We start from the raw sequence: 26,553 nt of genomic DNA, 5'->3' as shown, positions 1-26,553 counted from the left end.
CGGACCTTTTACGTAAAATGAAAGCACCTTGGGTCACCCGATCAAATCAACCGGTATATGACTTAAGATCAGGTGATTTTAAGCTTAAACAGCCGATATATTGCAACCCGGCCTGAATCGGTTACGTTCACTTCACGGTATCCCTGTACACGCGTTACCCATTCTTTTTGCAGGAAAAGTGTAAACAGGGCTGAGCCAGCGTCACCACCGAGATGGAAACGTCTTTCACTCCAGTCCAAACAGCCGCAACAGGGCTTGCGTCGTGTGCGAGAGTTAAGCAAAACGCCCATTTTCTCAAAATGCATTTTTCCGGCTGATGTCAGTTCCGAGCCATCTGCTTCAAGCCATTTTTCCTGCAGCATAAATTCATAAATATTGACAGCAAGCTCGCCTGCCAGATGGTCATAGCAGGTGCGCGCGTAACGCAGATAGACCGGCGTACTGGAAACGGGGGCTTTAGAAGTGCCCATGGAAAATCCCATCAGGTTTTCCAGCAGTCCGGCGATATGATTGCCCGAAAGGCTGTAATAGCGATGACGCCCCTGCGTCAGGCAAATGATTAGACCGTTGCCGAGAAGTCGGTTCAGATGCCCGCTGGTTGTCGAGGCTGCTATGCCAGCCACTACGCTAAGTTCGGTAGCTGTCCATGCGCGCCCGTCCATCAGGGCGCACAGAATACTTACCCTTGACGGGTCAGACAGCGCAGAAGCCACCATTACCATTGATGTTTCAAGGACATCATCTGGCTCACTGCCGCGCTTTGTTTTAACAAGGTTCATTCAGAAGGTATTGCCCATTTTCGGGTTACTACGGCTGCCCGGGCATCATCATCCGTGATGAGAATGAGCCGGTTACTGTGATCGCTGTACTGTACCAGAATATTGATGCCGTTCCGGGCAATTGTGTCAGCTATTTCTCCCAGCTCTCCGGGCCGTTCCTGAGGTAATTTCCTCACCAGGGGCCGACACACGTTGCAGACGTCAAAACCAGCCTCAGTCAACACATTGCGTGCTTTAAAGCCGTCTTCAACCAGGAAATGTGCATGCGCGCCTTCAGATCCTGTAAATACGCCACCGCCTTCAAGTCCCACTCCGTTTTCACCCAGTACACTACCCAGTGAACCAAGTGAGCCCGGGCTGTTTTTGAGAATAACGTGAATGTCATACATGCTGATTTGTTCCCTTATCAGAAGAGTAATCACGGAATACGCTGGCTACCCGTATTCTGTAGAATGAAAAAATCGACTGCTTGCCTTCTTTCTGAGCGGCCTGATGCATCACATTTCGCTTCCATCCGGCAACAGACTCCTCATCTTCCCACCACGACAAAGAAAGAATCTTTCCGGGCGTAGTCAGGCTCTGGAAACGCTCAATTGAAATAAAACCGGGCGTGTCGGATAAGAGAGGCTTCAGCTCCGAAGCGAGCTGAAGATATCTTTCCTGAGCCTCTGGCAGGGCATCTGCCTCAAAAAGTACTGCAATCATGGTCCGCTCCGTTGTTAATTTACGGGCAGTTTAATGATGACGAAGGCATGTTGCTTCGGTTAGCACCGAAGTATGCTTGTGCGTTAGCCAAGCCACCGGCATGGATAAGCGATGAACAGCAAACTCATAAGTTAAAAGGCGGGACAACATAGAAATGTGGATTCACACGCAACGTCCGCTTCTGGCACAAAGCGGACATCGTCTTATGCAGCAGTCAGCTCTGTGCCGGTAGCGCATTTACCAGCGATAAGTATGCGAACAGAATCGGCAATAATGAAAGACAGGTCTCAATAAGTGGGGACAAATCTTCCCAGCGCCGGACAGCATGCCCTTACCCGGAAAACCATTTTAACTCATGTCATGAATGCGGTTACGGTCGTTGCTTTTCGCCTTATAAAGCACCCTGTCAGCCTGCTGCTTAAGACGGTCAGCCTGGTCTGCCTGGCCGTCAGAAAGTTCAAGCTGGTTTCTGACGTTAGCCTTTACCTGCCGGAGCACAAACATACCCATGCCGGTAATCATTACAAGCAACACGAGGTTCAGCACAACGTCGGCAGCGTTGGCAGAGAACCACGCCGTCCTGATTGCATCACGGTCATATCCCGCCGTGACTATCAGGGGATACTGCTCAAGACGGGCGTAGCCATATACCCGCTCGACGCCGTCCAGTGCTGAACGCCACGTAGCGCTGCCACTGGCTGACGTTTTCAGGACCGTTGTGAACAGCGGGCTGGAGGAAAGGCTGCGGTTAATGGCCGTGTCCGGAAAAGGGCGTATATACAACACGGAGGTGTCAACCAGTATCAGCGCCAGGACGTCGCGTTCATGCAGCGTATAGTAACTGTAGAACTGCCGGAAGTAGTCAACCCTTACCATAGCCAGCGCGATGCCGGCGAAACGACCTGCCTCATCATTCAGGCGCACCGCATCAGATAACCTCATTTAATATATGAGGCGCTACCAGTCAACAGTTCCATCTTCATTTGTTATAAAAATGTCACATAAAAGTGTAAAGTTAACAAATCACTTTTTTAGCAGATTCCTATCTGTCATGTGGTTAAAAACCGATCACGATTTTATCATCTATCGTTATTGCTGGGTTTGCGGTGAATGATTCTTAATTCTTTCCTTTCAGTAGCGCTATCTGTGTAATTATTATTTTACAAATAGATTTCTAACCGGAATTAAATTGTTTTTTTCGTGAACAGAATACCTTAAAGAGTTGATCATTAATCGTACAGTTAATTAATATGTTATTGATTTTAATGTTATTTTTATTTAAAGGAGGTTTTTTTTAGCTGAACGCTGTATAGCACTATGATTACATAAGATAAATTGATATTTATAAGCTGTTTTGATAGCTTGGTTGCTCTTTAGAGCTTAAGCTAATTTTGATTATGAACCGAGTGTATTTATATCTTGTAATGGCTGCATCTGTGTCAGCTCTGGCTACCGACATGATTGTTCCGGCTCTGCCAGATCTGCAAAAAGTTTTTCAGGTTGATTATTCGCTTATTCAGCTTTCGGTCAGCGGATTTCTTATCATTTATGCTATCAGCCAGTTATGTGTAGGCTTTGTAAGTGAAAGGTTAGGAAAAATAAAAACGATAACGGCAGGTTTTATCGTTTTTTCAGCAGGTAGCCTGCTGTGCTATATGGCTGAAAATATCTATTTACTTATGGCAGGAAGATTTATACAGGCCGTGGGTGCTGGCGCAGGACCGGTATTATCCAGAGCTATCGCAAAAGATAGTTTTCCAGCTGAAAGCTTAAAAAAAGCCCTATCTGACATTTCCTCTGCCAGTGCTATAGTTCCTCTGCTCGCACCGCTCGCGGGCGGAGCAATGCTGGGTTATGTAAGCTGGAACTACATATTTTTAACGATGTTCATTTTTGGAATAATCACGGTCATTCTTGCTCCGAAAAGTTTACCTGGTTCAGGAGAGAAGCCTGAAGAATATAACGGCAGCTTTATGACAACCGAATTTTTTTCGGGGACAGCTTTGGTTTCCTTGATTCTGAGTTCGCTTTTTTGTTTTATTACGTTGACGCCTGTAATTTTTATTGAAAATTTAAAGTTTACGCCTTTTCAATACTCACTGGTCTTCTCACTTTCTGTTCTTTTTTTCATAGCAGGAAATCAGGCTTCAAAGCTTAACGCATTCACAAATCCATTTTTACTTTTTGGAATCAATGCACTGTCATTAGTTCCTTTGATTATCGGAAATCCTGATCCAGTTTTATATTTACTCTCTGCCATTGTGTTCAATTTTACATTAGGTGCATATTACCCAGTCGCTCATTTCACCGCATTGCAGATTAAAGGTAATAAAACGGGAGTAGCTTCATCATTGACCGGATTTACGCAAACTGTCTGTGCAGGTGTTATTAGTTATTGTGTAACAAAATCTACTTCTTTAGGGATTGGATTTGAAAAAGTGATGGGGTTAAGTGGATTATCCCTGGCGATTTTGTCATTACTGGTAGTTAGCTATTTAAGGAGAGCGAAGTGCAGAACTGGCAAAGAAACAAAATTGAGAAATCTGTAAAATATCAAACACGTGTTTTTTCGGAAAACATCAATGAGTTGATTGTCACTGAAAGAGAGGGAAAAAAAATCAGACTCGATGATGGAAGGGAAATGATCGAGTTTGTGTCCTGCTCTTATCTTGGTATCGAAACGCACAAAAAACTTAAAGTGGCTGTATATGAAGCAATGGAGCGTTTTGGCGTACAACTTTCGGTGGCAAGAACGCGAATTAAGCCAGACATTTTTAGGGATATTGAAAGTAAACTAAGCGCCATCATGAAAGGTGCATGCACCCTTACTTTCAATGCGGTGACGCCATGTCATATCGCGGTTTTGCCATTACTGGCATCAGGGGCATTGCCAAAATACACTTTTAGCAATAAACCTTATTTCATACTTGAAAAAACAGCGCACGCTACCTTGCAAATTAATCGGGGGCTGTTGCAGCAATTTGGCGATGTGGCGCGTATAGATTTCCAGGATCACAAAAAAATTGAAGAGGCATTTAAGTTTGCCTATGATAATGGCCTTACGCCGATATCTATCTCTGACAGTGTAGGCTCTATGGGCGGCGTGGCGCCGGTTAAGTTTCTGACGAAGTTAATTAGTCAGTATAATGGTTATGCTTATATTGATGACGCTCATGGAACCTCTATCTTCGGTGAAAACGGCTCCGGTTATGTAATGGAATGCCTCGACAATAAGCTGGACGACAGGATTATTATTGCGGGATCGCTGTCTAAAGCTTTTGGTTCGCATGGAGGATTTATTGCATGCAACTTCGAGGAAACGATTAAATTCATTAAAACCTACGGGACCACGTACGCATTTGGCGGTCCTCCTAGCTTGCCGGGAATGGCGGCATGCCTGGCCGCTGCTGACCTACACCTTGATGGCACCGTTGCCAGGAGACAGGTGCAGTTGCAGGACGTTATCGCATATTTTGATGAAAAATTTGCTGATACTGACGTCATCAACAGAGGGACAAGAATGCCGATACGAGGTATTCTCATCGGTAATGAAGATACCGCAATCACGATGTGTAAGAAGATGCACCAACATGGATTCGCTACTACTGTGGCGATGTTCCCTACGGTCGCAGAGGGGAATGCCATACTGAGGTGTGCTATTTCAGCATTACATGAAAAAGAACATATCGATCGTTTTCACAACTGTTTTAAACTAGCCTATAACGAAGTAATGTAGTCTGTCTTTTGCCCGGCCTTTGCCGGGCATTATGAGAAATGGAATATGATGAAAAATATTGCCGGGCTCAGCCATGGAACAACCTTAGTGGTTGCAACGATAGTGGGTGGAGGCATGTTTGCGCTTCCTCTGGCTCTTGAAAATGTATGGTTTACAAAAGGGGTAATCACGTTATCGATCTCAGCATTTTTCATGCTTCTAACCGGATTAATGCTGGTTGATGTAAATTTGCGATTTCCTTCCGGGACAAGCTTTCATACTTTTACAAAGGATCTTCTGGGCCACAGGATCAGCGTGATCGTTAATGCAAGCTTTCTGTTTGTTCTCTATGTAATCACTTATGCTTATATCTCTGGCGCATCGTCTGCCTTTTCCGGGGTGCTTAATAAATTATTTGGCATTAATGGAGCGACATGGTCTGTTTTGTTAATCACTTTTCTGGTTTCATCTCTGATTTACATGGGTGGGTCGACAGCAAATTACGTTATTTCATTTTTCGTTGCAGCAAAATTTATAACTTTTTTCCTAGCCACCGGTAGTTTGCTTGAAAGTGTCAAACTTCAATATTTAACTGACAACCCCGAATTAAATGGCGTCTCTTCGTTTATTTTAATCATTCCAGTCTGCATTATATCCTTTGGGTTTCATGGAAGTATTCCCTCGCTCATCAAAATTTATGGTCGGACTAATTATAAAAAGGTTGTTGGAAGCTTATGTGCAGGCGTATTTATTTCAGCATTCATCTACTATTACTGGTTAACCCTATCTATGGGTGTGGTTGATAAGGCCACCTTTGCAGAAATCAAGCGTTCCGGCGGTAATATAGGTCCTTTCATCAGAATGATTGAAGGCGCGAAAGCGGTAGCATCAATGGAAGTGATACTGGTTTTTTTCGCAATGTTTGCCATATTATCTTCTTTGCTCTCAGCTTCGTTAGGTTTGTGTGATTACTTTCGTGACTTATTGAAAAACCGGATGGTAAAGAAAAATGAAATGTTACCTGTTCTTTTGACGTATTTACCTCCGGCTCTGTTTTGTATTATCAAGCCTGATGGTTTTCTGCTTGCCATTTCCTATGCTGGCATAGCACTTGTTATATGGGCAGTGTTACTCCCGCCGGTTTTACTTCTTGTCGCCCGAAAAAAAGGCGTGGCTGCGACCTATCATTTTCCTTTGAGCGATAATACATTAAAGTTATTTTTGATGGTGGGTACTTTGATGTGGATTTTCATGGTGGCAGAAGTTTTTATCAACTGACAGCATACGCTGCCATTAACACTGGTTAGCTGTCCCCGGAATTAAACACAACATCTATCACACCATCTCGATTCACAAACGTCCGCTTTTGGCACAAAGCGGACGGTAGGCGCTAAAGGTCTGCTATGAGCGAGGAGCGGACATCATTGGATTAATTTTAACTGCTTTCCTGAATCCTTTTGACTATCAGTTATGAACCAGCCCGCCATCTACAGCATACTGGCTGCCGGTAACATAAGATGCGTCATCGGAAAGGAGGAAGAGTGCAACTGCAGCCGCCTCTTCAGCTGTTCCTGCACGGCCCAAAGGAACCTGGCTTACAACAAAATCTTCAAACTGCTGACGCGACGCCTCTGGCATAAAGTGCCTGAAGTTGGTTTCAATCGGGCCCGGCACCAATGTATTAGCGCGGATACCGCGTACGGCCAGCGCAGATGCCCAACTTTTGACCATAGCGATAACGGCACCTTTAGTCGCTGCATACAGGCTTGTCATCGCCGCACCTTCATATACAGAGGAAGAAGAAGTAACCAGAACGGACGCGCCTGAAGTAAGTGATTCCGAGAGGGCTGCCAGCTGCAGCATCGGGCCGCGCACATTAGCGTTCATCATACGATTGAAAGACTCCGCCGTTACAGATTCCGGAGAGCCTACTTCAGCAAAGCCGGCATTTAGCCATAATCCATCAAGTGAACCCCAGCCGTTAATAGCCTCTCCCAGTTCATGTATGTCAGTCTCGCTTGCAGCATCGCTTTTCAGAATAAGCGAAGCTGCAGGAAGCAGGCTGCGTGCACGCTCCAGCCTTTCTTCATTAAGCCCGGTAATGGCTACATGGCCACCTTCATTGACAATACGCTTAGCGCCTGCGAGCCCCATGCCACTGGTGCCGCCCGTAATTAGTATCCGTTTCCCCTGAAATCTGCCCACGCTTACTCCCTTTATTTGGCTGTGAAATCAGCATTTACCTTACGAAAAAAACACACGATTCGTCATCTGTTTCATTACGCAACGATGGGCACAGCTGGATTGCTGCGTGAATGTCCGCTTTTGGCACAAAGCGGACATGTGCAGGCTAAAGTCTACTGTGAGCGAACAGCGGACCACAATACCAGAGGGAAAGCCTCACTGTTAATGTCCGGACAGTTCATGCTAAAACCCTGTATGACGTTTTTCATCGACGATTAAAAAGGGCTGTAAATAGCTACAGTTGAGGTATTAAAAGCGAAGTATCCAGGCGCAGATGCCTGGCAAATGGGCGACAGTCCGGAACTGGCCAGCCAGCTTGCTGACCTGATTAAAAAAGGGATCAAAACGGCCTCCTGCGGATCTCTTACCTCTTGTCAGCAGGAAGAGCCTGCCCCTAAGATTGGGAGCTATAACATCATCCTTGATGGTCAGAACGTCCCGGTCTGCGTGACCAGACTGGTTTCAATGCGGCTGGGGCGTTTTTGTGATGTTACGGAGACGTTTGCCCGCAAAGAAGGTGAAGGCGATTTAAGCCTTGAATACTGGCAAAAAGAGCATCAGCGATTTTTCACCCGCGAAGGGCATTTTTCTGACGATATGGAGCTGATAGCAGAAGAATTTGAGGTGATTGAGGTGCTGTAAGATAAACGTTCTGGCGTTTAATTCCTTGCCCTTCGCATAGGCCCGCTTCTGTCAAAAGCGGGCCTGCCTCCTTAATTGTTTATTCATATTGCACAGGCAGAAAGCGGTCAGTGCAGATTAATGACCGGCCCAGACGGCGGGTTTGCGATCGCGCCAGGGACAGGCGCGCTCCAGCTGGCCCGCCAGCTGCAACAATACCGGCTCCTGATTAAATCCTGCTAAAAACTGCATACCGATCGGCAGATGGTTCGCCGGGCTGAACCCCAGCGGCACCGACATGGCCGGGGTGCCGCAAACGTTAGCCAGGGCGGTAAAAGGAGACTGGTTAAAACGTGATGCATCCAGCCGCGCCCGTCCAGATTGCCCTGATGAAGATTGTAGCGGCCCAGTTCTACGGGCAAAGCGGGCAGGGCAGGCGTCAGCAACATATCGTACTGCTGATAAAACAGACCCATTTTTTGGGTCACGGCGTTGCGCATATGCATTGCGCCAATCATATCCACGGCGGTCAGCTCGTGGCCAAGCCGCCACAGCGCCAGGTTTGCAGGCTCAAGCGTGTCGGCGTTAATCGGCCTGTTCATCATGGCGGCCAGCGCGTCGATCCAGGCCGCGGTATTCGATGCCCAGAACCGCGTATTCATTTCTACAAAAGCGTCCCAGCTGCCGATATCGGGCGCGGCTTCCTCTACCTGATGTCCCAGCGCAATAAGCTGTCCAATAGTCTGTTCCAGCGCGGCAACCACTTCCGGTTCGCTGCGCTGGCCATTTAAAGGATGCGTCATCACGCCGATTTTGAGCTTGCCCGGCTCCTGCGCGGCGCACTCCCTCAGCGTCTGTTGCGCAGCGGCAATGATAAAAGGATCGCCGGGCGTATTGCCCTGCACGGCATCCAGCAGAGCCGCGCTGTCGCGCACCGTACGGCTGACGAAGCCATGCACCGCAAGGCCCGACCAGACTTCATCCACTTCCGGGCCCATACTGATGCGGCCACGGCTGGGCTTCAGGCCGAACAGCCCGTTGACTGCAGCCGGTACGCGGATCGAGCCGCCGCCATCGGTGGCATGGGCGGCGGGCACCATTCCTGACGCCACCGCCGCCGCAGAGCCGCCGCTCGATCCCCCGGCGCTGTAGCGCTTATTCCAGGGATTGCGGGTGCCGCCGTTAAAGCTGGGTTCCGTGGTGGTGCTGGTGGCCAGCTCCGGCGTGGTGGTTCGGCCCAGCATTACCAGCCCGGCCTGGCGCATTTTTTGCGTAAGGACAGAATCCTGCGCGGACACGTACCCCGCCGCCAGCCGACTCCCCAGCTCATTACGGCGGCCGCTAACGGACACGCCGAGATCCTTCACCAGCATCGGCACGCCGTATAACGGGCCTTGCAGATTGCTGTGCTCATCCTGCCAGAGTTCAATCACGGCGCTGACCTCGCCGTTCACTTTTTCTATGGCTTTAATCGCCGCCTCTTTGACTTCTTCAGGCCTGACTTCGCCCTGGGTAATCAGCGCTGCGAGGCCCACAGCGTCGCAAGATGTATAGTCTGAAAGATTCATAAAAATCCGATTCGTGGCTGAGAAGACGACAACACCCTGAAGGTGTATACTGGTTAGTATCTTATGATACCTATTGGTATCGTATAATACTATCCAGTATCGTTGCAACGAGGAATTATGCCCAGACTCTCACAGCCACGCCTTCCCCCGCGCGATCGCCTGCTCCAGGCGGCGGAAACGCTTTTTTATCAGGACGGCATCACTCGCGTGACCGTGGACGCTATTGCCGAAAAAGCGCAGTCCACCAAGATGACGCTTTATCGACATTTTGCTTCCAAAGAAGCGCTGGTGCTGGAATGGATACAGTTACTGGTTGAGGATTACAGTCAGGTATTCGATCGGCTTGCCGAACGGTTTCCGGACGACTCCGCCGCCCAGATTATGGGGTTCGGGCGGTTCCTGGCAGATAATCTTACCGGCACGCTGCAGCGGGGCTGCCCGTTTACCAATACTCTGGCGGAAACCACCGGGCAATTCGCGGAGGTCAGAGCGCTTATTTTTGCCCACAAGCAGCGACAGTTTCAGCGGCTGGCGGCCTTGTGTCGCCAGGCAGGTGCGGGCGAGCCAGAGGCGCTGGCAAAAGAGATTACGCTGCTGCTGGAAGGTTTGCAGGTGGTCGCCCAGAACGGCGGATTTGAGGATCCGGCGGGCTTTGTGCTTGAACAATTAGCTATAAAGCTGGATGGCCTGACGGCCAAAAATCCGCGCTGACAGCTCGTCCCCGGTAAAGCCGGGGCTCGGGCGACCAGCTCCGTTGGCATGTTTACCGACGCTGGTTCGCCAGCACAGGCCGCCCGACTGCGTTTGGCAGGCGTTAAGCCGGTACACCAGCCTGCCAGACCGCGCTTAAATCCTGGCCAGACCGTTGCATAAGGTCATCAGAAAGGCTTCTTTACAACGCATTTGCGCCCGTTGTTGCTCGCTCATTTATTAACACGCCATCCGCAAATAAATAGCATAAATACAGAAGGTTAACCTGATTCCACGCGTTGCTGTTTCGTTAACTTTTTTCACGCCTCCACGCCTGTCATTTTTTTCTTGATTGAACGTTCAATATAAAAAGTCTATAATCTCTCTTATTCAATAGCTGAAACCGATTAAGCGATGCCAAAAGTTGGAATGAAAGCCATCCGCCAGGCGCAGTTAATTCATGCGACGCTGACGGTGATAGACCGGGTCGGCCTGGCCGATGCCAGCCTGGCGCTGATAGCCAGAGAGGCGGGCGTCTCCACGGGGATCGTCAGCCACTACTTCGGCGATAAAAACGGCCTGCTGGATGCCTGTATGCGTCAGATCCTGCTGGATCTCTACAGGGCGGTCGAGCATCACCGCAGCGTCGCGGCCGACGATCCGCAGGCGCAGATCCGCGCGATTATCGATGGCAACTTCGACGATTCGCAGATTGCCGGGCCGGTGCTGAAAACCTGGCTGGCGTTCTGGAGCAGCAGCCTGCATCAGCCCGATTTGCAGCGTTTGCAGCGAATCAACGATCGGCGACTGCATTCCAACCTGACGGCGCAGTTCGCCAGAGCGCTGCCGATAGATGCGGCACGCGCGGCGGGCGCCAGCATGGCGGCGCTGATCGACGGCCTGTGGCTGCGCATGACGCTGGCGCCCCAGCCGATGGCGCAGGGCCTGCTCGATGCGCGTCAGCTTTGCTATCAAAATCTTGCGCTGTGGCTTTCCGGCCCGGCAACCTAACCCTTAAAGGAGGAGACATGGCCGATATGCAACGCCGTGGACTTTACATCAATGGCCGCGAAGAAGCGGGTCAAGGCGAAACATTCACCACCATCAACCCCGCTAATGGCGAAGTGCTGGCGGAAATCACCTCGGCCAGCCAGCAGGATATCGATCGTGCGGTCGCCTCCGCCGAAGCCGGTCAGCGTATCTGGCGTAGCTATACGCCGGTTGAACGTAGCCGCGTACTGTTAAAAGCCGTGGCGCTCTTGCGCGAGCGCAACGATGAGCTGGCCGCGCTGGAAACGGCCGACACCGGTAAACCCCTGAGCGAAACGGAAGCGGTGGACATCGTAACCGGCGCGGACGTGCTGGAATACTACGCGGGCCTGGCCGTAGCGGTTGAAGGCGAATCCATCCCGCTGCGCGACAGCGCGCTGGTCTACACCCGCCGCGAGCCGCTGGGCGTTTGCGCCGGTATTGGCGCCTGGAACTATCCGATTCAGATCGCCATGTGGAAAAGCGCGCCCGCGCTGGCTACCGGCAACGCCATGATTTTCAAACCCAGCGAAGTCACGCCGCTTACCGCGCTGGAGCTGGCAAAAATCTTCACCGAGGCTGGTCTGCCGGACGGCGTCTTTAACGTGGTGCAGGGCGCCGGAAGCGTCGGCCAGGGCCTGAGCCAGCATCCGAAAATTGCCAAAGTCTCCTTTACCGGCGAAGTCAACACCGGCAAACGCGTAATGGCGGATGCGGCGCTGGCTAACCTCAAGTCGGTCACGATGGAGCTGGGCGGTAAATCGCCGCTGATTATCTTTGAAGACGCCGAGCTGGAACGTGCCGTAGACGGCGCCATGATGGCCAACTTCTACAGCACCGGCCAGGTCTGCACCAACGGCACGCGCGTGTTTATTCATCGCTCTTTAAAGGCGGAGTTTGAAAAGCGTCTGCTGGAAAAAATGCGCGGCATCAAGTGCGGCGATCCGACTAAGCCGGAAACCAACTTCGGCCCGCTGGTCAGCGAAGAGCACTGCCAGAAAGTGGTTAGCTATATGGAAATCGGCAAGCAGGAAGGCGCGCGGGTGCTCGCAGGCGGTTCCCGTATCACCGAAGGCGACATGGCGAAAGGCTGTTACGTGGAGCCTACCGTCTTCACCGATTGCACCGACGAAATGCGTATCGTGCAGGAAGAGATCTTCGGGCCGGTTATGAGCGTGCTGGTCTTTGATGACGAGCAGGAAGTTATCGATCGCGCCAACAACACCGAATACGGCCTGGCCGCAGGCGTGTTCACCACCTCGTTGAATCGCGCGCACCGCGTTATTCATCAGCTGGAAGCGGGCATCTGCTGGGTGAACAGCTGGGGCGAATCGCCTGCGCCAATGCCGGTCGGCGGCTATAAGCAGTCCGGCGTGGGGCGTGAGAACGGTCTGGAAACGCTGCATCACTATACCCGCACCAAATCCGTACTGATTGAAATGGGCGACTATCCGTCCGCGTTTTGATGGCGGTTTTGCGCTTATAACACTTTTTTGCTGCGGCGCAGGCCGCAGCGTTTTGGAGGTTTAATGCAGAAATTTGACTATATCATTATCGGCGCCGGCTCGGCTGGCAACGTCCTGGCCACGCGACTGACTGAGGATGCTGACGTATCGGTACTTTTACTGGAAGCAGGCGGCAAGGATCACCGCTGGGATTTCCGTACCCAAATGCCAGCCGCTTTGGCTTATCCGCTGCAGGGAAAACGCTATAACTGGGCTTATGAAACCGATCCTGAGCCGAAAATGAATAACCGCCGCATGGAGTGTGGACGCGGGAAAGGGCTTGGCGGCTCCTCACTGATCAACGGCATGTGCTATGTGCGCGGCAACGCGATGGATTATGACAACTGGGCCAGCAAAAAGGGCCTGGAGAACTGGTCATATCTGAACTGCCTGCCTTATTTCCGCAAGGCGGAGAAGCGCGATATCGGTGAAAACGATTACCACGGCGGCGATGGCTACCTGAGCGTCACCACGCCGAAAAAAGGCAATAATCCGCTGTTCCGCGCCTTTATCGATGCGGCGGTGCAGGCCGGCCATCATGAAACCGACGATATGAACGGCTACCGTCAGGACGGCTTCGGCCCGATGGATCGCACCGTTACGCCGCAGGGCCGTCGCTCCAGCACCGCGCGCGGCTATCTGGACGTGGCGAAGCAGCGTTCAAACCTGACGATTGTTACCCATGCGCAGACCGACCGTATTCTGTTTGAGGGCAAAACCGCCGTCGGCGTTTGCTGGCTGCGCAACGGCAAACAAGAGCAGGCTACCGCCACGCGTGAAGTGCTGCTGTGCGCGGGCGCTATCGCCTCGCCGCAGATCCTGCAGCGTTCCGGCGTCGGCCCGGAAGAGTGGCTGCGCGAGCTGGATATCCCGGTTGTTCACGCGCTGCCGGGCGTAGGCCGCAACCTGCAGGATCATCTGGAAGTTTATATGCAGTTCCGCTGCAAAAAGCCGGTCAGCCTCTATCCGTCGCTGCACTGGTGGAACCAGCCGGCAATTGGCGCGGAATGGCTGTTCAGCGGCACGGGTATCGGCGCCAGCAACCAGTTTGAAGCGGGCGGCTTTATCCGCAGCGACGACAAGCCGGACTGGCCGGATCTGCAGTATCACTTCCTGCCGGTCGCCATTAACTACAACGGCAGCAGCCCGGTGAAAGAGCACGGCTTCCAGGCGCACGTTGGCCCGATGCGCTCGATGAGCCGTGGTCGCGTCAGGCTGACCTCAAAACACCCTTACGCCGCGCCGTCGATCTTCTTTAACTACATGTCGGAAGATCGCGACTGGGAAGAGTTCCGCAGCGCGGTGCGCCACACGCGTGAAATCATGCGTCAGCCCGCGCTGGCTGAATACTGCGGCGAAGAGATCCAGCCGGGCGCGTCGGTGCAGACCGACGAGCAGATTGACGCCTTTATCCGCGATCATGCCGAAACGGCCTATCACCCTTGCGGCAGCTGCGCAATGGGCAATGACGAGATGGCGGTAGTGGATGCGGAAGGCCGCGTGCACGGGATGCAGAAGCTGCGCGTGGTGGATGCTTCGATTATGCCGCAGATCACCACCGGCAACCTGAATGCGCCCACCGTGATGATCGCCGAGAAAATGGCCGATCTGATCCGGGGCCGTACCCCGCTGGCCGCTTCCAAAGCGGATTACTATCGCCTGGCACGCGAAAAAGCCGAGGCGGAGCAGGCGCAGGAAGAAGGCGTGGCCTGATAGCTGCCGCGTCCCGAAAGCTGGCAAACCAGCCTGCGGGGCGCTGTCTGCCGTACCTTAATAAAAAATGCACGTAACGGCTATGCAGCCCGTTGCGTGCATTTTTGTATCAGCCAGGCTTCCGCAAAATTGCCTGATTGCCTGATTGCCTGACTGCCTGATTGCCTGATTGCCTGACTGCCTGACTGCCTGACTGCCTGACTGCCTGACTGCCTGACTGCCTGAGTACCTGAGTACCTGAGTACCTGAGTACCTGAGTATCTGAGTATCTGAGTATCTGAGTACCTGACTGCCTGCCTGAACGCCAGACGGCCCTGAACACGTAGCTGTTTGCACGGCCTTACTCTCCGCTTTTCATCATAGAACCAGACGACCGCCGCGCCGCGTGCTTTCTGGTCGTGGTTGGTTATCCTGTCTATAGTGTGCTCCATGCAGGCCTTTTCTTCTTATATCGGCAACGTTCTCCTGTACTGGCGGACAGAGCCGTAACGTTAGCGAAGGCAGCCCCTGAAACTTCTTTGACCGGGACAGCGCATGGCTGAGCGACATATTGTAATTATTGGCGGCGGCTTTACCGGCACAACGCTGGCTATCCATCTTGCCCGCCTGGGCGAGGCAGGCTTAGCGGTAACGGTGATTGAACCGCGCGCGCAGCCGGGACAGGGCGTCGCTTACAGCACCCCGGATCCGGCGCACCGTATCAATGTCCCCGCCGCCCGAATGCAGCTCTCCGCAGCGGAAGAAGGGGATTTTGCGCGCTGGTATCAGCAGTCCGGCGCTGACCGACAGGATCCTGCCGCTCACTGGCATGACGGCAAAGTCTATCCGCAGCGTGGCTGGTTCGGCGCTTACGTGGCGGACCAGTTTCGCCTGGCGGCCCAATCCTGCGTCAGGCTGACGCACTGTCAGGACCGGGCCGTGGCGCTGCGTGACGGGCTGGTTACTACGGCTTCCGGCAAAACATTTCGGGCGGATGAGGTGGTGCTGGCCATCAGCCATCCGCCGCCCGCCGTGCCGCAAAGCGTACAGCAGGCGCTGGGCGGGCATCCGGGGCTGATCGCCAATCCCTGGCATCCGCAGGCGCTGGCAGCGGTCGGCGTAAACGAGCGGGTGGTCATTATGGGCACGGGCCTGACCATGGCCGATATGGTCGCTTCGCTTGCCGCGCGAGGGCACCGTGGCCCGGTCACGGCCTTTTCAAGGCGGGGCCAGCTGCCGCGCGACAACGTCAGCGGCGACTATGCGCCCCGATTGCTTGATTATCGGCAGGCGCCCGCCACCGCGCGCGGCTGGCTGCGGCGGGTGCGTCAGGAAGTGGCTCAGGCTGCGGCAGAAGGCCAGCCCTGGCAGCTGGTGCTGGACGACATTCGCGCGCACGCGCAGCAGATCTGGCAGCAATTGCCGCTAAGGGAGCAGCGCCGCTTTCTGCGTCATTTACGATCCTGGTGGGATGTGCATCGCTACCGCATTGCGCCGCAGGTCAGCCAGGCCTTGCAAACCTGGCAACGCAGCGGCCAGCTGCGCGTGTTGGCAGCAAGGCTGGCCGGGGTTGGGGCGCAGGGAGAACAAATCGCGCTGAGGCTGGGGCCGCGCAAAGGCGCGGAAGTCTGTCTTATCGCAGACAAACTGATCGTCACCACCGGCCCGGCACATAATGCGCTGCTGACCAGCGACAGGCTGCTTAGCCAGCTGGCGGAAGAGGGCATAATCCAGGCCGATCCGCTGGCGCTGGGCATCCTGGTCGACGCGCAGTCGCGCACCCTGAATCGTCAGGGCACGGCCAATGCGCACCTGCACGTGGTCGGGCCAGCGGCGCGCGGACGCTTTGGCGAACTGATGGGCCTGCCGCAGGTGGCGGAACATGCCGAAGCGGTGGCCCGTCAGCTGGTTGGTGCCGCGCCGTTAACGCCGTGACGGGGCTGCGTTTCGCCGTCGCGGGCTGAACGGAAGGCACCGTTAACGCTGTTCCACTCGCGGCTGCGCTTTACCGTCGCGGGCTTAGCGAGAGGCACCGACAGCATAGCTGCTACATGCGCACGCGGCGGGAAAGCGCCACCACCAGCAGCATCAGCACCGTAACCATGATAAAGGCTACCGGCAGCGAGCTAAGGTGAGCGACAAAGCCAATGGTGGCAGGCCCGGCCAGCACGCCGATATAGCCCAGCGTGGTGACGGCCGGGACGGCGGCGGCCTGCGGCATGCTTTTTTGCCTGCCGATAGCGGTGAACATCACCGGCACGATATTGGCGCAGCCGATGCCGATCAGCATATAGCCCACCAGCGCAACGTGCCAGGAGGGGACGATCACCGGCAGCGCCAGCCCGACGGCGGCGGTCAGCGCGCCCAGGATCACCACTTTTTCGCGGCCGAAACGCGCCACGATGCGGTCGCCGGTCAGCCTGCCCACGGTCATCGCGGTAGCAAAGCAGGCAAAGCCTAAGCCGCCCAGCGTATCCGGCATATCGCGGTGTTCGGTCAGGAATACCGCACTCCAGTCCAGCACCGTGCCTTCTGCCAGGAACACGGCAAAACAGATCGCGCCAATGGTCAGCACGGCGCCGTGCGGCAGGGCGAAGGCCGGGCCTTCCGGCGGGTTAGCGTAGGTCAGCAGGCCGCGAAAGCTGTAACCCAGCAGCAGCAGCGAAACCACGGCGGCCGCCAGGCTGGCGGCAAAGGGCGACAGTCCACTCGCCATCAGGCCGCTGACCGCACCCGCGCCCGCAATGCCGCCCAGGCTGTAAAAGCCGTGAAAGCCGGACATCATCGGCTTAGGCGCCGCTTTTTCCACCAGGATCGCCTGCACGTTCATCGCGCAGTCGGTGGTGCCCACGCCCATGCCGAACACCAGCAGCGCCAGCGCCAGCAGTACAGGGCTGGGGATCACCGAGAGCAAGGGCAGCATCAGGCAGAAGGCCAGCGTGGCAACGGTCATCACCGCCCGGCAGCCAAAACGCGTAGTGAGATGGCCTGTCAGCGGCATCGCCACCAGCGCCCCCACGCCCAGGCAGAGTAGCAGCATTCCCAGCGTGCCGTCGTTGACGCCGGTATTCATTTTGGCGAAGGGCACCAGCGCGGACCAGCCAGCGGTGGCGAAACCCGCCACAAAAAACATGGCTCGCGTGGCGTTCTGCTCGCGTCTTGCGGGCGTTTCTGCGGCGGACTGGCGCAGCGTGTCGACATGGTCAGGCATGAGCGGTGATACTCCGGGTTAAATTAAGCGTCAGTTTAAGATAGACAAAATTTGCGAGTGCAGGCGAGGGCAGCCGCTGGCGATAACCTGGCCGCCCTGTTCAGGCCGTCCGCCATCCGGGGTAGTCACTACGCCGCCTGCCAGCTCAATCAGCGGGATCAGCGCCACAATGTCATAAGGCTGAAGGGCGAACTCAACGCAAACATCGATTTTACCGGCGGCCAGCATCGCCATGGCATAACATTCGCCGCCGTAACGGGTCATCAGCACGGCCTTATCCAGCGCGTCAAACTTCAGCGACGTCTGCCCCAGCGATTCCGGTGAGGTGGTATGTAAAATAGCCTGATCCAGCGGGACATCCCGGCGGGTTTGCAGGCGAACTTTGCCATAAGGGCCTTCAACCCATGACTGCGAGCCGTCGGCATAAAAGCGTTCGCCGGTAAAGGGCTGGCTCATCATTCCCATCACCGCGCGGTCGTGATGCAGCAGGCCGATTAACGTGCCCCATACCGGCAGACCACAAAGAAAAGGCCGCGTGCCGTCTATGGGATCCAGCACCCAACAAGGCGCGCGCTCGTCGCCCGCTTTGAGGCCAAATTCTTCACCCATCACGGCATGCGTGGGATAGCGCTGCGCGATAAGATCCCGCATGGCTTTTTCCGCCTCGCGATCGGCAAGGGTAACCGGGTCGAAACGAAAACCCTCTTTAGGTTTAGTGCTGATGGCAAGGTTTTCACTGCTGCGAAAGCGCGGCAGCGTTTGCTGGTCGGCTGCGTCGGCCAGTTCATGCAGAAAAGCGATATCAGGAAGCTTCATGCGGCGACTCCTTCGGGACGAGGGAAAGTTGACAACCTCTGAACGGATGATAGTGTATGCCGTATTGTGCGTTTTTTAAAGCTAGTTTAAGAGGTTTTATGCTCGATTGTGCAGCTTTCCCGCAACAGCGGCAGTCCCTGATCCGCCAGGAGTTGCAAGAGAAGGGACGGGTAGTCTGCGCGACGCTGGCCGAACAGCTGGGCGTTTCCGAACATACCGTACGCCGGGATCTGCAAGAGCTGGCGCGCGAAGGGATTTGCAAAAAGGTGTATGGCGGCGCGGTCAGCGTGCTTGCCTCGCAGGGCGATCTGCTGGCGAGGACGGAAAAAAACGGTGCGGAAAAAGCGCGTCTGGGGCTGGCGTGTAGCCGTCTGGTTAAGCCGCAAAGCGTGATATTTATCGACGCAGGCTCTACCAACCTGGCTTTTGCCCGCGCGCTGCCGCCGGAAATGGCGCTGACGGTGGTCACCCATTCGCCCATTATCGCGGTGGAGCTGATGAAGCTGCCGCGCTGCGAGACGATCGTTATCGGCGGTCGGCTGCACACGGCAACGGGCGGCAGCCTGGGCATCACCGCCTTCTCCCAGATCCGCGACATTCGTTTCGACCAACTTTTTTTGGGCGGCTGTGCGCTGGACAGCGAAGAGGGCTTAACGGGATTTGATTACGAAGACGTGGAGTTTAAAAAAGCGCTAACGGGCCGCAGCGATGAGATTATCGTCGCCATGACCAGGGAAAAAATTCCCGGCGTAGCGCGTTATACCGTGGTGGCCTGCGAGGCGCTTACGCAGCTGGTGGTCGAGGCGGATCTGCCGGCGGATACGCTGGCGGCCTTCAGGGAAAAAAATATCGCACTGGTGCATCCGTAGCTTGCCTGAGCATCCGAAGCAGCCCCTATGGCGTTCGCCTTCTTACCCGCGCGGGCAGATAAATGTGCGGCGTTTCCGTCAGCTTGCCGTCAATCAGGCCGGTCAGCGTTTCAAAACAGCGCCAGGCCAGCTGGCGGTTATCCTGCATCACGGTATCGATTTTTACCGACAGCGCGTCGTAAAGGTAGTGATCGTCAAAGCTGCACAGCCTGACGGGCGCCGACAGTAAATGATGCTGGCTCAGGTAGCGCAGCACCCCTTCCTGCAGCCCGCAGGCGGCGCAGAACAGCGCCTGCGGCACGCGGCCCAGCCGCATAACCAGCTCGGCAAACATCTCGTAGCCCGAGCTGGCGTTGTAATGGCCGTGCAGGATCCATTCCGGCTGCACCGCCAGACCGGCCTGTTCCAGCCCCTGACGAAAACCTGCCAGGCGATCGCGCGTCGGCGAAATGCGCGGCTGGCCGCCAAAAAAGTAAAATTCCTCAACTTCCCTGGCGATCGGCTCGACCAGCGTCGCCGTAGAGATAATCGACTCAGAGATCACCAGCGGCAGCGTGGAGTCGCCCAGATGACGGTCAAACAGCAGCACCGGCAGCTGGCGGCTGAGCTGCTGATACTCGCTGTCGTTCAGCTGGCTGGAGGCGACGATCAGCCCGTCGACCTGACGCTGGATCAGATTGTTGACCGCCAGCGTTTCCTGGCTGCTGTTTTCGTCGGTGCAGGCGATTAAGAGCTGTAAACCGGCGTCGCGGCACAGCGTTTCCAGCGCGTGAGAAAAGGTGGCGAAGCCGTGGTTGGTCATTTCCGGCACCACCAGCCCGATGGTATGGCTGCGCGAGTTGTTCAGCGCCCGCGCGTGAATACTGGGCTGATAGTGCGTCATCTGCGCGATCTCCATCACCCGCTGTCGGGTCGCTTCGGCCACGCGCAGCTCTTTGCCACGGCCGTTCAGCACCAGGCTGGCGGTGGATTTGGACACGCCAGCCAGGCTGGCGATATCGTTGATGGTCACGCGTTTCGGCTTATTCACAGGCATTCGTATCAGGGGAGTCAGCGCATTATACTACCATGCCTGAACGGAGTTGCCAGTAATCGACGGTCAGGCTGGCTTCGCCTTGCCACACCACTTCCGGCACGGCATTCGGGAAATAGCGCGCCGACATCACACCTTCGCCGTCGTTGATAAAAATCTCAATGCTGGAGCGATCGCAGAGAATTTGCAGGTGAGAAACCGCACCCGTCCAGTAGCGATGTTCTGTCTCGCCGCTGCGCAGATTGCGGCGGCTCAGCGTCAGGCCGTCCTCGTTGCAGACCAGCGTCAGCGCCTCGCCGAAGCAGGCCGACCAGCTACCCCTCGAACCAATAACCAGCTCGGCGCGTTCAACCGGCAGCGTCGGCAAAGAGGCGGCCCGCTGCTGATAGCACGACCGCTGCTGGCGCAGCTGCTGTAGCTCGCGCGCCGGACGCTGCATCAGCCGATCCTGCTCCAGCGTCAGCTCGCGCGGGCAGGTCATAATATGTATCCAGCCGCGGCCTACGGTCGGCTGCAACAGTTCTTCGGCGTCCGGCACGCCCATCCAGCCGATAAGCACTCTGCGCCCGTCATCGCTGAGCGTGGTTTGCGGCGCATAAAATTCAAAGCCGTGGTCCAGCTCGCAGAACTCGCCGTGCGGGAAGCGGGCCGCCGCGTAATCCAGCCTGCCGATAAAATAGCCGCTCTGGTGGGCGTTGAGCCATTTTCTCTGCTGCGCGGGCAGGCCCTGCGGGCAAACCAGCAGCACATCGCGATCGCCCAGCGCGAACAGGTCAGGGCATTCCCACATATAGCCAAAGTCGCCCAGGTCATTAAGCTGCGATCCGGCAATTTCACCCAGCAGCGTCCATTCATGCAGCGATTCGCTGCGATAAAGCAGCACTTTCCCTTGTTCTTTCAAATCCTGCGCGCCGAGCACCATATACCAGCTATCCTGATGGTGCCAGACTTTCGGGTCGCGCACGTGGCCGGTGTAGCCCGGCGGCAGCCCGATAACCGGGCCGGTTTTGGTCACGTCGCCCGCATCGTTCACCGTTGCCATGCACTGCCAGGCGGTGCGGCCCCCGGAAAATTTCACGTTGCCGGTATAAAACAGGGTCAGCGTGCCGTCGTGATCGACAGCCGAACCGGAATAGCAGCCGTGGCTTTCATACGTTTCGGCCGGGGCCAGCGCCAGCGGCTCATGCTGCCAGTCCAGCAGGTTAGCCGAGCGCCAGTGGCCCCAATATTTGGCGCCGTGCGCGCAGGCCAGCGGATTCCACTGATAAAAAAGATGCCATTCACCCTGAAACTGAATAAAGCCGTTGGGATCGTTCATCAGGCCGGTCTGCGGCGAAAGGTGCCAGGCGGGACGATGCGGATCTTCGCTGGCGTTCCTGTTCATCACCGCCTTAAGCGCGCGATTGATCAGCTGTGCTTCGCTCATGCTTTGTCCTCAACGTTGTATTTCAGCAGCAGGGAAAGAATAAAAGCGGTGCCGAAGGCCAGCGCCATGCCGATGATATAAGAAACCAGCGAGCTGGCCTGCACGATAGCCATGCCAGGCAGCGCGGTCAGGCCGACGGCGGTCATGCCCACGTGCATCAGCACCACAAAAGCGCCGCCGACCGCGCCGCCGACGATCCCGGCGATAAAGGGCTTCATAAAGCGCAGGTTCACGCCAAAAATAGCCGCTTCCGTAATGCCTAACAGCCCGGAGAGCGCGGAGGGAAGCACGATGCTGCGGATCTTCACGTCGCGGGTTTTAAACCAAACGGCCAGACAGGCACCCGCCTGCGCGATGTTAGCCATCGACCAGATCGGCAGCAAAAAGTTGACGCCGATGGCGGGATTGCCCAACAGGCCCGCTTCGATAGCGTGGAAGCTGTGATGCACGCCGGAAATAACAATCACTGAGTAAAGCCCGCCGAACAGCAGCCCGGCCAGCCAGCCCGCGTGGGCGATCAGCGTGCTCAGCACCAGCGAAATGCCGTCGCCCAGCGCGCGGCCTGCCGGGCCAATCACCAGCATGGCGACGAAACCGGCGATAATCACCGTTAAAAACGGTGTCAGGATAATATCCAGCGCGTTGGGAATGATTTTCCGCAGCCGCTTCTCAACCAGGCTCATAAACCATACCGCCAGCAGCACCGGGAACACCGTGCCCTGATAACCGACCATCGCGATATCCAGGCCAAAGAAGTTCATGGTCTGTACGCCGCCCGCCACGCCCCAGGCGTTGGTCAGCGCCGGATGGGTGAGGATGCCGCCGAGCGTCGCGCCCAGGTAAGGGTTGCCGCCGAATTCGCGGGCGGCGGTAAAGCCAATCAGGATCGGCAAAATAATAAACGCGGCGGAGCTGAACATATCCAGCATAATGAACAGCGCGCTGCCTGCATCGACCCAGCCGTAGGTTTTCATCATGCCGAGCAGGCCCATCAGCACGCCGGAGGCGACGATGGCCGGGATAATCGGCACAAAAATATTGGAAAGCAGCCGCGCGATGCGCTGGGCGGGATTGAGCTTGCGGGCCGCGACGGAAGCCGCCTCGCTTTTGCTTGATTCGCCAATCCCGGCGGTCTGGATAAAGGCGGCGTGCACCTTATTCACAATGCCGCTGCCGAAAATCACCTGCATCTGTCCGGCGTTCTGGAAGCAGCCTTTTACGCCTTCCAGCTCGCCGATCGCTTTTTTATCCGCCAGGCTGTCGTCTACCAGCACCAGCCTTAAGCGGGTGGCGCAGTGGGCGGCAGAAGCGATGTTTTCCCGGCCGCCGAGCAGCGGCAGCAGCTGGCGGGCAATCTGTTCAAAATTCATGTGTTTCCCCTGAAAGTGGTCGATCAGAACCAGGTTTCCATCTGGACGCCGAAGTTCCATTCACCGCCGGCGGTAAAGCCGCTGGTACCAAAAGCGTCGTCGCTGGCGTAGCGATCTAACGCGTTATCCCAGTCCATCCAGCTGGCAAAGAAGCGAATTTCCGGACGGCTGAGGAAGTTGCCGATATCGCCAGGCTTAAAGGTGGGCGCAAAAGTCAGCTTGTAGAAGCCGCCGCTGACGTTCTGACGGCTTTTGAATCCCTGAGGATCGAGATCCATGTACTGATAGCTGCCCTCGTAAGCCAGCATAAAGTTTTCGTTGATGCTCTGAAGCAGGCGGGCGTTAGCGGTCACCCAGCGGTAGCTGTCGCCGGCAACGTAGCGATCTTTGCTCTGCTGCGCGAGCAGGGCCGGGGCCAGGCTCCAGGTTTGGTTTAGCGGGGTCATGCCGTAAGAGGCCAGACGCCAGGTGCTGGCGCTGTCGGTCAGGTTGCCGTCGGAGCCGATGCCTTTTACCTCGGCGCCTAAGCCGTGCCCGTAAAGCAGCGCCGTTTTCGACTGGCCGTCGCGCAGGCCGTAAAAGCTGTCGCCGTGCCAGGCGAGCATGGCGTGAACGCCGCTGTCGCCTGCGTTATCGCTACGCACGGCGGTGTTGACGCGCTCATCGTTATCTTTGGCGCGCAGGCCGCTGAGCATAAACTGCAGCGGCCCGCTGAAAGTGTTGGCGGTCACAATGTAGTTCTGAATGGTGTTATCGATAGTTTCGATATCGCCAAAGTTGCGGCCGTAGACGGAAAGGTTGCTTTTCACGCCGTCCGCCCAGCGCACGTCATAAATCCCGCCGCCCGTTCCGGCCAGAAACACCACGTCAGAATCCAGCCAGTGAATATCGAAATTGTCGCGATCGAAGCGTTTCCCGGCCCACAGCGTGCTGTCAGCAAACATGCCTTTAAAGGTCGGCAGGCTGCCCAGTTCAACAAAGGCCTGGCGGATATTGAGATCGCTGCTGTCCGCCGTCCAGTCGTTATAGTCGCTCTGGCCGTCCGCCAGCATGACCTTAAAGCGGGTGGTCGCGCCGTTAGCCAGCTGCGTTTTGTGCTCCATGTTAATTTCAACATAGGTATTGTTTTCGTTGCCCAGACGGCCGACCGCGCCGCCGGTTTCGCCTGCTGGCGTCAGGTAAGGGCCGCTTTTGGTCGAAGAAGCTGAATCGTTCATAATCAGGCCTGAGCGGGCATAGGCATGAAACTCGAAACCGTCCGCCAGCGTTTTCTCCGCCGGTCTGACCGCCTGCGGCTGGTCGGCAGGCGACGGCGCAACCGGCGGCTGCGGGCCAGCTACGACGGCAGGCGCCTGCGCCGAGCCTTGACGAATAGCGGGTGGGGTCTGAGGCGTGTGCGCATCGGATGCCGTCGCGGGAATGGCGGCTGCCGGAGCGGTCTGCGCCAGACGCTGTTCGGCCAGGCGGGCGCGGCGTTCAGCCTCATCGGCACGCCGCTCCGCTTTTTGCAGCCTCGCCTCCAGCTGGTTAAGGCGTCGTTCAACGGCGCTGAGATCGCTGTCGGCCTGGCTTGTTTGAGGAAGAAACAGCGCTGCCGTGACCGCCAGCGCAACAGGGTTTATTTTTAACATCCGCCATTCTCCAGAGAATTTACCGTTTAGCTAAACCGGTTCGATAAGGAGAGTAGAGAACAGCGACGAGCGTGACAAAGGATTTTGTTGTTACGATTTCGTTATTGTGACGGGCCTGGCATTTTGCAGCTGGCTCGTATAGGGCAGCGCGGTCATTGCCCCTTTAGCGGTGGTGGCCAACGCGCCGCACTGCTGAGCCAGCCCGACGGCCGCCTCAAGATCGCGAGGGCGTAAAGGATCCGCTTCGCGCATCAGTCCTGCCAGCAAACCTGCAACAAAAGCGTCGCCTGCGCCCGTGGTATCAACAGGCTGTACCTTCGAGGCGCTAAACCGACGCTGTTCGCCTTCATGCCAGACGATAACGCCTTCTTCACCCAGGGTAATCAGCAGCAGGGCGGGACGGAAGCGGGCGGTGAACAAGGCCAGCGCGGCCTCGGTTTCCTGCTCGCCGGTCAGCAGCTGTAGCTCATCCAGCGACAGTTTAACCACATCCGCCAGCGCGAAAGCCCGATCGACCACCTGACACATTTCCTGATGGTCGTGCCAGAAATCTTCCCGCAGATTGGGATCGAAGCTGACCCAGCCTCCGGCGGCGTGAATACGCTCAACGGCGGCGAACACCGCGCTGCGTGACGGTTCGGCGCTGAGGGCTATTGAGCAGAAGTGTAGCGCCTGGCCTGCCGCAAAATCGGGCAGGTCGTCCGGCGTTAAGAAAAGATCGGCCGCCGGGCGCACCATAAAAGTGAAGGTTCGTTCGCCCTGATTATCCAGACCCACCACCACGGTAGAGGTACGCTGTTGCGGCAGCTGGCGCATAAAATCCGTGTTAACCTTTTCCTGACGCAGGACGTCCTGCAAAAATGCGCCAAAGGGATCGTCGCCTACGCGGCCGATAAAGCCGCTGTCGCCGCCCAGACGAGCCACGCCTACCGCCACGTTGGCGGGCGCGCCGCCAGGGCACTGTTGCAAATGATTATTTTCCTCCGGCAGCAGATCGACTACCGCATCGCCTAAAACCCAGACTCTGTTCATTACGCCTCCTGTGAATGTAAGCTTAAAGCTAAACCGCTTTAGCGATAATAACAACTGCCCAACCGTCAGAGAGCGGAAATTGGGCAAACGAGGAGAAGCGCTAAAGCAGGCGGCAAGAAGATGGCCGGAGACGAAATCACGTCGTTGGCGGTCGTCTTATTCGTCTGGCAGCAGAATGCTGATGCCTGGTTATGTAGGACGTTTGCGGTCGTGCTGGCTGACAGGCGCCAGGGGATTATGAGCGGGGCGTTGGCGGTCGTCTTCCCTGACGACGCGGGATGATTAGCTGTCGTCATCCCGAATGGAGGACGGATGGCGGCACAGCGGCTCAATAGCCAGGGTCATATAAGGGTAGAGCGGCAGGCCGGTAAGCAGCTCGTGCAGCTCGTCATGGCTTTCCACATCGAAAATGCTGACGTTTTTGAACTGGCCGGCCACACGCCAGACGTGACGCCATTTACCGGAGCGCTGCAGCTGTTGCGCATAGGCTTTTTCCTGCGCTTTGATTTCCGTAACGCGCTCGGCCGGCAGCGAGTCGGGGATAGCAATGGTCATTTCCACTTTAAACAGCATACCTTTTTCTCCTTAATCTCAGTAAATTGCCGGGTATTTTATCC

The 26,553-nt window shown here is 55.8% G+C and carries 25 protein-coding genes and 1 pseudogene; 10 read left to right on the top strand and 16 right to left on the bottom strand.

Annotated elements, in window-relative coordinates:
- Positions 1 to 68: 68 nt before the first annotated feature.
- The 4 genes from AB6T85_RS03630 to AB6T85_RS03615 form a co-directional block, all read right to left on the bottom strand.
- Positions 69 to 779, bottom strand: a complete 711-nt coding sequence (locus AB6T85_RS03630; protein WP_253454396.1) for an ArsR/SmtB family transcription factor — start codon at positions 777 to 779, stop codon at positions 69 to 71.
- Positions 776 to 1,168: an amino acid-binding protein gene (locus tag AB6T85_RS03625; protein ID WP_253454395.1), complete on the bottom strand. Its 393-nt coding sequence runs from the start codon at positions 1,166 to 1,168 to the stop codon at positions 776 to 778. Before AB6T85_RS03625 ends, AB6T85_RS03630 begins: the two co-directional genes overlap by 4 nt.
- Positions 1,161 to 1,484, bottom strand: coding sequence for an antibiotic biosynthesis monooxygenase family protein (locus AB6T85_RS03620; RefSeq protein WP_079970346.1), 324 nt, complete (start codon positions 1,482 to 1,484; stop codon positions 1,161 to 1,163). Before AB6T85_RS03620 ends, AB6T85_RS03625 begins: the two co-directional genes overlap by 8 nt.
- 348 nt (positions 1,485 to 1,832) lie before the next feature.
- Entirely contained in the window at positions 1,833 to 2,426 is a 594-nt protein-coding gene (locus AB6T85_RS03615; RefSeq protein ID WP_369894816.1) for a PDC sensor domain-containing protein, read from the bottom strand.
- Positions 2,427 to 2,881: 455 nt separating this feature from the next.
- On the opposite strand from AB6T85_RS03615, the gene AB6T85_RS03610 reads away from it, so the two are divergent.
- From AB6T85_RS03610 to AB6T85_RS03600, 3 genes are read left to right on the top strand one after another with little or no spacing between them, the layout of a single operon-like run.
- Complete coding sequence (locus tag AB6T85_RS03610; protein ID WP_301253448.1) at positions 2,882 to 4,033, top strand: MFS transporter; 1,152 nt, start codon at positions 2,882 to 2,884, stop codon at positions 4,031 to 4,033.
- A complete protein-coding gene (locus AB6T85_RS03605; protein ID WP_301253447.1) occupies positions 3,994 to 5,220 on the top strand; it encodes an aminotransferase class I/II-fold pyridoxal phosphate-dependent enzyme in 1,227 nt (408 codons plus the stop codon). Before AB6T85_RS03610 ends, AB6T85_RS03605 begins: the two co-directional genes overlap by 40 nt.
- Before the next feature lie 45 nt (positions 5,221 to 5,265).
- Positions 5,266 to 6,477 carry an aromatic amino acid transport family protein gene (locus tag AB6T85_RS03600; RefSeq protein WP_253454406.1) on the top strand — a complete coding sequence of 404 codons (1,212 nt, stop codon included), beginning with the start codon at positions 5,266 to 5,268 and terminating at the stop codon, positions 6,475 to 6,477.
- 186 nt (positions 6,478 to 6,663) lie between these two features.
- Here the strand turns inward: AB6T85_RS03600 and AB6T85_RS03595 are convergent, their stop codons facing one another.
- Positions 6,664 to 7,404 carry an SDR family oxidoreductase gene (locus AB6T85_RS03595; RefSeq protein ID WP_301253446.1) on the bottom strand — a complete coding sequence of 247 codons (741 nt, stop codon included), beginning with the start codon at positions 7,402 to 7,404 and terminating at the stop codon, positions 6,664 to 6,666.
- A gap of 324 nt (positions 7,405 to 7,728) precedes the next feature.
- On the opposite strand from AB6T85_RS03595, the gene AB6T85_RS03590 reads away from it, so the two are divergent.
- Positions 7,729 to 8,085 carry an ASCH domain-containing protein gene (locus AB6T85_RS03590; RefSeq protein WP_369894815.1) on the top strand — a complete coding sequence of 119 codons (357 nt, stop codon included), beginning with the start codon at positions 7,729 to 7,731 and terminating at the stop codon, positions 8,083 to 8,085.
- 117 nt (positions 8,086 to 8,202) lie between these two features.
- On the opposite strand, the gene AB6T85_RS03585 is transcribed toward AB6T85_RS03590, so the two are convergent.
- Both AB6T85_RS03585 and AB6T85_RS03580 read right to left on the bottom strand, forming a co-directional pair.
- Positions 8,203 to 8,364, bottom strand: a complete 162-nt coding sequence (locus AB6T85_RS03585; RefSeq protein WP_369894814.1) for a hypothetical protein — start codon at positions 8,362 to 8,364, stop codon at positions 8,203 to 8,205.
- Positions 8,304 to 9,599, bottom strand: coding sequence for an amidase (locus AB6T85_RS03580; RefSeq protein WP_369894813.1), 1,296 nt, complete (start codon positions 9,597 to 9,599; stop codon positions 8,304 to 8,306). Before AB6T85_RS03580 ends, AB6T85_RS03585 begins: the two co-directional genes overlap by 61 nt.
- 150 nt (positions 9,600 to 9,749) lie before the next feature.
- Between AB6T85_RS03580 and AB6T85_RS03575 the strand changes: the two genes are divergently transcribed.
- The 5 genes from AB6T85_RS03575 to AB6T85_RS03555 all read left to right on the top strand — a co-directional run bounded on the left by AB6T85_RS03575 (position 9,750) and on the right by AB6T85_RS03555 (position 16,483).
- Positions 9,750 to 10,343, top strand: coding sequence for a TetR/AcrR family transcriptional regulator (locus AB6T85_RS03575; protein WP_253454377.1), 594 nt, complete (start codon positions 9,750 to 9,752; stop codon positions 10,341 to 10,343).
- 393 nt (positions 10,344 to 10,736) lie between these two features.
- Positions 10,737 to 11,333: a transcriptional regulator BetI gene (gene betI / locus AB6T85_RS03570; RefSeq protein WP_253454376.1), complete on the top strand. Its 597-nt coding sequence runs from the start codon at positions 10,737 to 10,739 to the stop codon at positions 11,331 to 11,333.
- A gap of 26 nt (positions 11,334 to 11,359) precedes the next feature.
- Positions 11,360 to 12,817, top strand: coding sequence for a betaine-aldehyde dehydrogenase (gene betB / locus AB6T85_RS03565; RefSeq protein WP_253460990.1), 1,458 nt, complete (start codon positions 11,360 to 11,362; stop codon positions 12,815 to 12,817).
- 63 nt (positions 12,818 to 12,880) lie between these two features.
- Complete coding sequence (betA, locus tag AB6T85_RS03560) at positions 12,881 to 14,569, top strand: choline dehydrogenase (protein ID WP_301253443.1); 1,689 nt, start codon at positions 12,881 to 12,883, stop codon at positions 14,567 to 14,569.
- A gap of 534 nt (positions 14,570 to 15,103) precedes the next feature.
- Positions 15,104 to 16,483 (top strand): FAD/NAD(P)-binding protein, encoded by a 1,380-nt coding sequence (locus tag AB6T85_RS03555; protein WP_301253442.1) that lies wholly within the window; start codon positions 15,104 to 15,106, stop codon positions 16,481 to 16,483.
- Between the two features lie 112 nt (positions 16,484 to 16,595).
- Here the strand turns inward: AB6T85_RS03555 and AB6T85_RS03550 are convergent, their stop codons facing one another.
- On the bottom strand, positions 16,596 to 17,759 hold the full coding sequence (locus AB6T85_RS03550; RefSeq protein WP_369894812.1) for an MFS transporter: 1,164 nt from the start codon (positions 17,757 to 17,759) through the stop codon (positions 16,596 to 16,598).
- Positions 17,760 to 17,789: 30 nt separating this feature from the next.
- Complete coding sequence (locus AB6T85_RS03545) at positions 17,790 to 18,575, bottom strand: inositol monophosphatase family protein (protein WP_301729620.1); 786 nt, start codon at positions 18,573 to 18,575, stop codon at positions 17,790 to 17,792.
- A 98-nt stretch (positions 18,576 to 18,673) separates the two neighbouring features.
- On the opposite strand from AB6T85_RS03545, the gene AB6T85_RS03540 reads away from it, so the two are divergent.
- Positions 18,674 to 19,444, top strand: coding sequence for a DeoR/GlpR family DNA-binding transcription regulator (locus AB6T85_RS03540; protein ID WP_369894811.1), 771 nt, complete (start codon positions 18,674 to 18,676; stop codon positions 19,442 to 19,444).
- On the opposite strand, the pseudogene AB6T85_RS03535 reads toward AB6T85_RS03540, so the two are convergent.
- The 7 genes and pseudogenes from AB6T85_RS03535 to catC all read right to left on the bottom strand — a co-directional run.
- Positions 19,426 to 19,473: pseudogene (locus AB6T85_RS03535) on the bottom strand (hypothetical protein); the annotation flags it as partial. The gene AB6T85_RS03540 and the pseudogene AB6T85_RS03535 sit on opposite strands and share 19 nt — an antisense overlap.
- Complete coding sequence (locus AB6T85_RS03530; RefSeq protein ID WP_301253439.1) at positions 19,470 to 20,474, bottom strand: LacI family DNA-binding transcriptional regulator; 1,005 nt, start codon at positions 20,472 to 20,474, stop codon at positions 19,470 to 19,472. The pseudogene AB6T85_RS03535 and the gene AB6T85_RS03530, both read right to left, overlap by 4 nt.
- 28 nt (positions 20,475 to 20,502) lie before the next feature.
- Positions 20,503 to 21,903, bottom strand: a complete 1,401-nt coding sequence (locus AB6T85_RS03525) for a sucrose-6-phosphate hydrolase (protein WP_369894810.1) — start codon at positions 21,901 to 21,903, stop codon at positions 20,503 to 20,505.
- Entirely contained in the window at positions 21,900 to 23,273 is a 1,374-nt protein-coding gene (locus tag AB6T85_RS03520; RefSeq protein WP_253454368.1) for a sucrose-specific PTS transporter subunit IIBC, read from the bottom strand. Before AB6T85_RS03520 ends, AB6T85_RS03525 begins: the two co-directional genes overlap by 4 nt.
- A gap of 23 nt (positions 23,274 to 23,296) precedes the next feature.
- Positions 23,297 to 24,904, bottom strand: coding sequence for a carbohydrate porin (locus AB6T85_RS03515; RefSeq protein WP_253454367.1), 1,608 nt, complete (start codon positions 24,902 to 24,904; stop codon positions 23,297 to 23,299).
- Positions 24,905 to 24,994: 90 nt separating this feature from the next.
- The gene (gene cscK, locus AB6T85_RS03510; protein ID WP_369894809.1) at positions 24,995 to 25,936 is read right to left on the bottom strand and encodes a fructokinase; all 942 of its coding nucleotides are present in this window, start codon (positions 25,934 to 25,936) and stop codon (positions 24,995 to 24,997) included.
- Positions 25,937 to 26,218: 282 nt separating this feature from the next.
- Positions 26,219 to 26,509: a muconolactone Delta-isomerase gene (gene catC, locus AB6T85_RS03505; RefSeq protein ID WP_369894808.1), complete on the bottom strand. Its 291-nt coding sequence runs from the start codon at positions 26,507 to 26,509 to the stop codon at positions 26,219 to 26,221.
- Positions 26,510 to 26,553 lie beyond the last annotated feature (44 nt).

Origin of the sequence: Erwinia aeris (assembly GCF_041224955.1) — a bacterium.
GTDB lineage: Bacteria > Pseudomonadota > Gammaproteobacteria > Enterobacterales > Enterobacteriaceae > Erwinia > Erwinia aeris.
The sequence above is the reverse complement of the archived record's forward strand: the minus strand, read 5'-3'. Positions and strand labels throughout refer to the sequence as shown.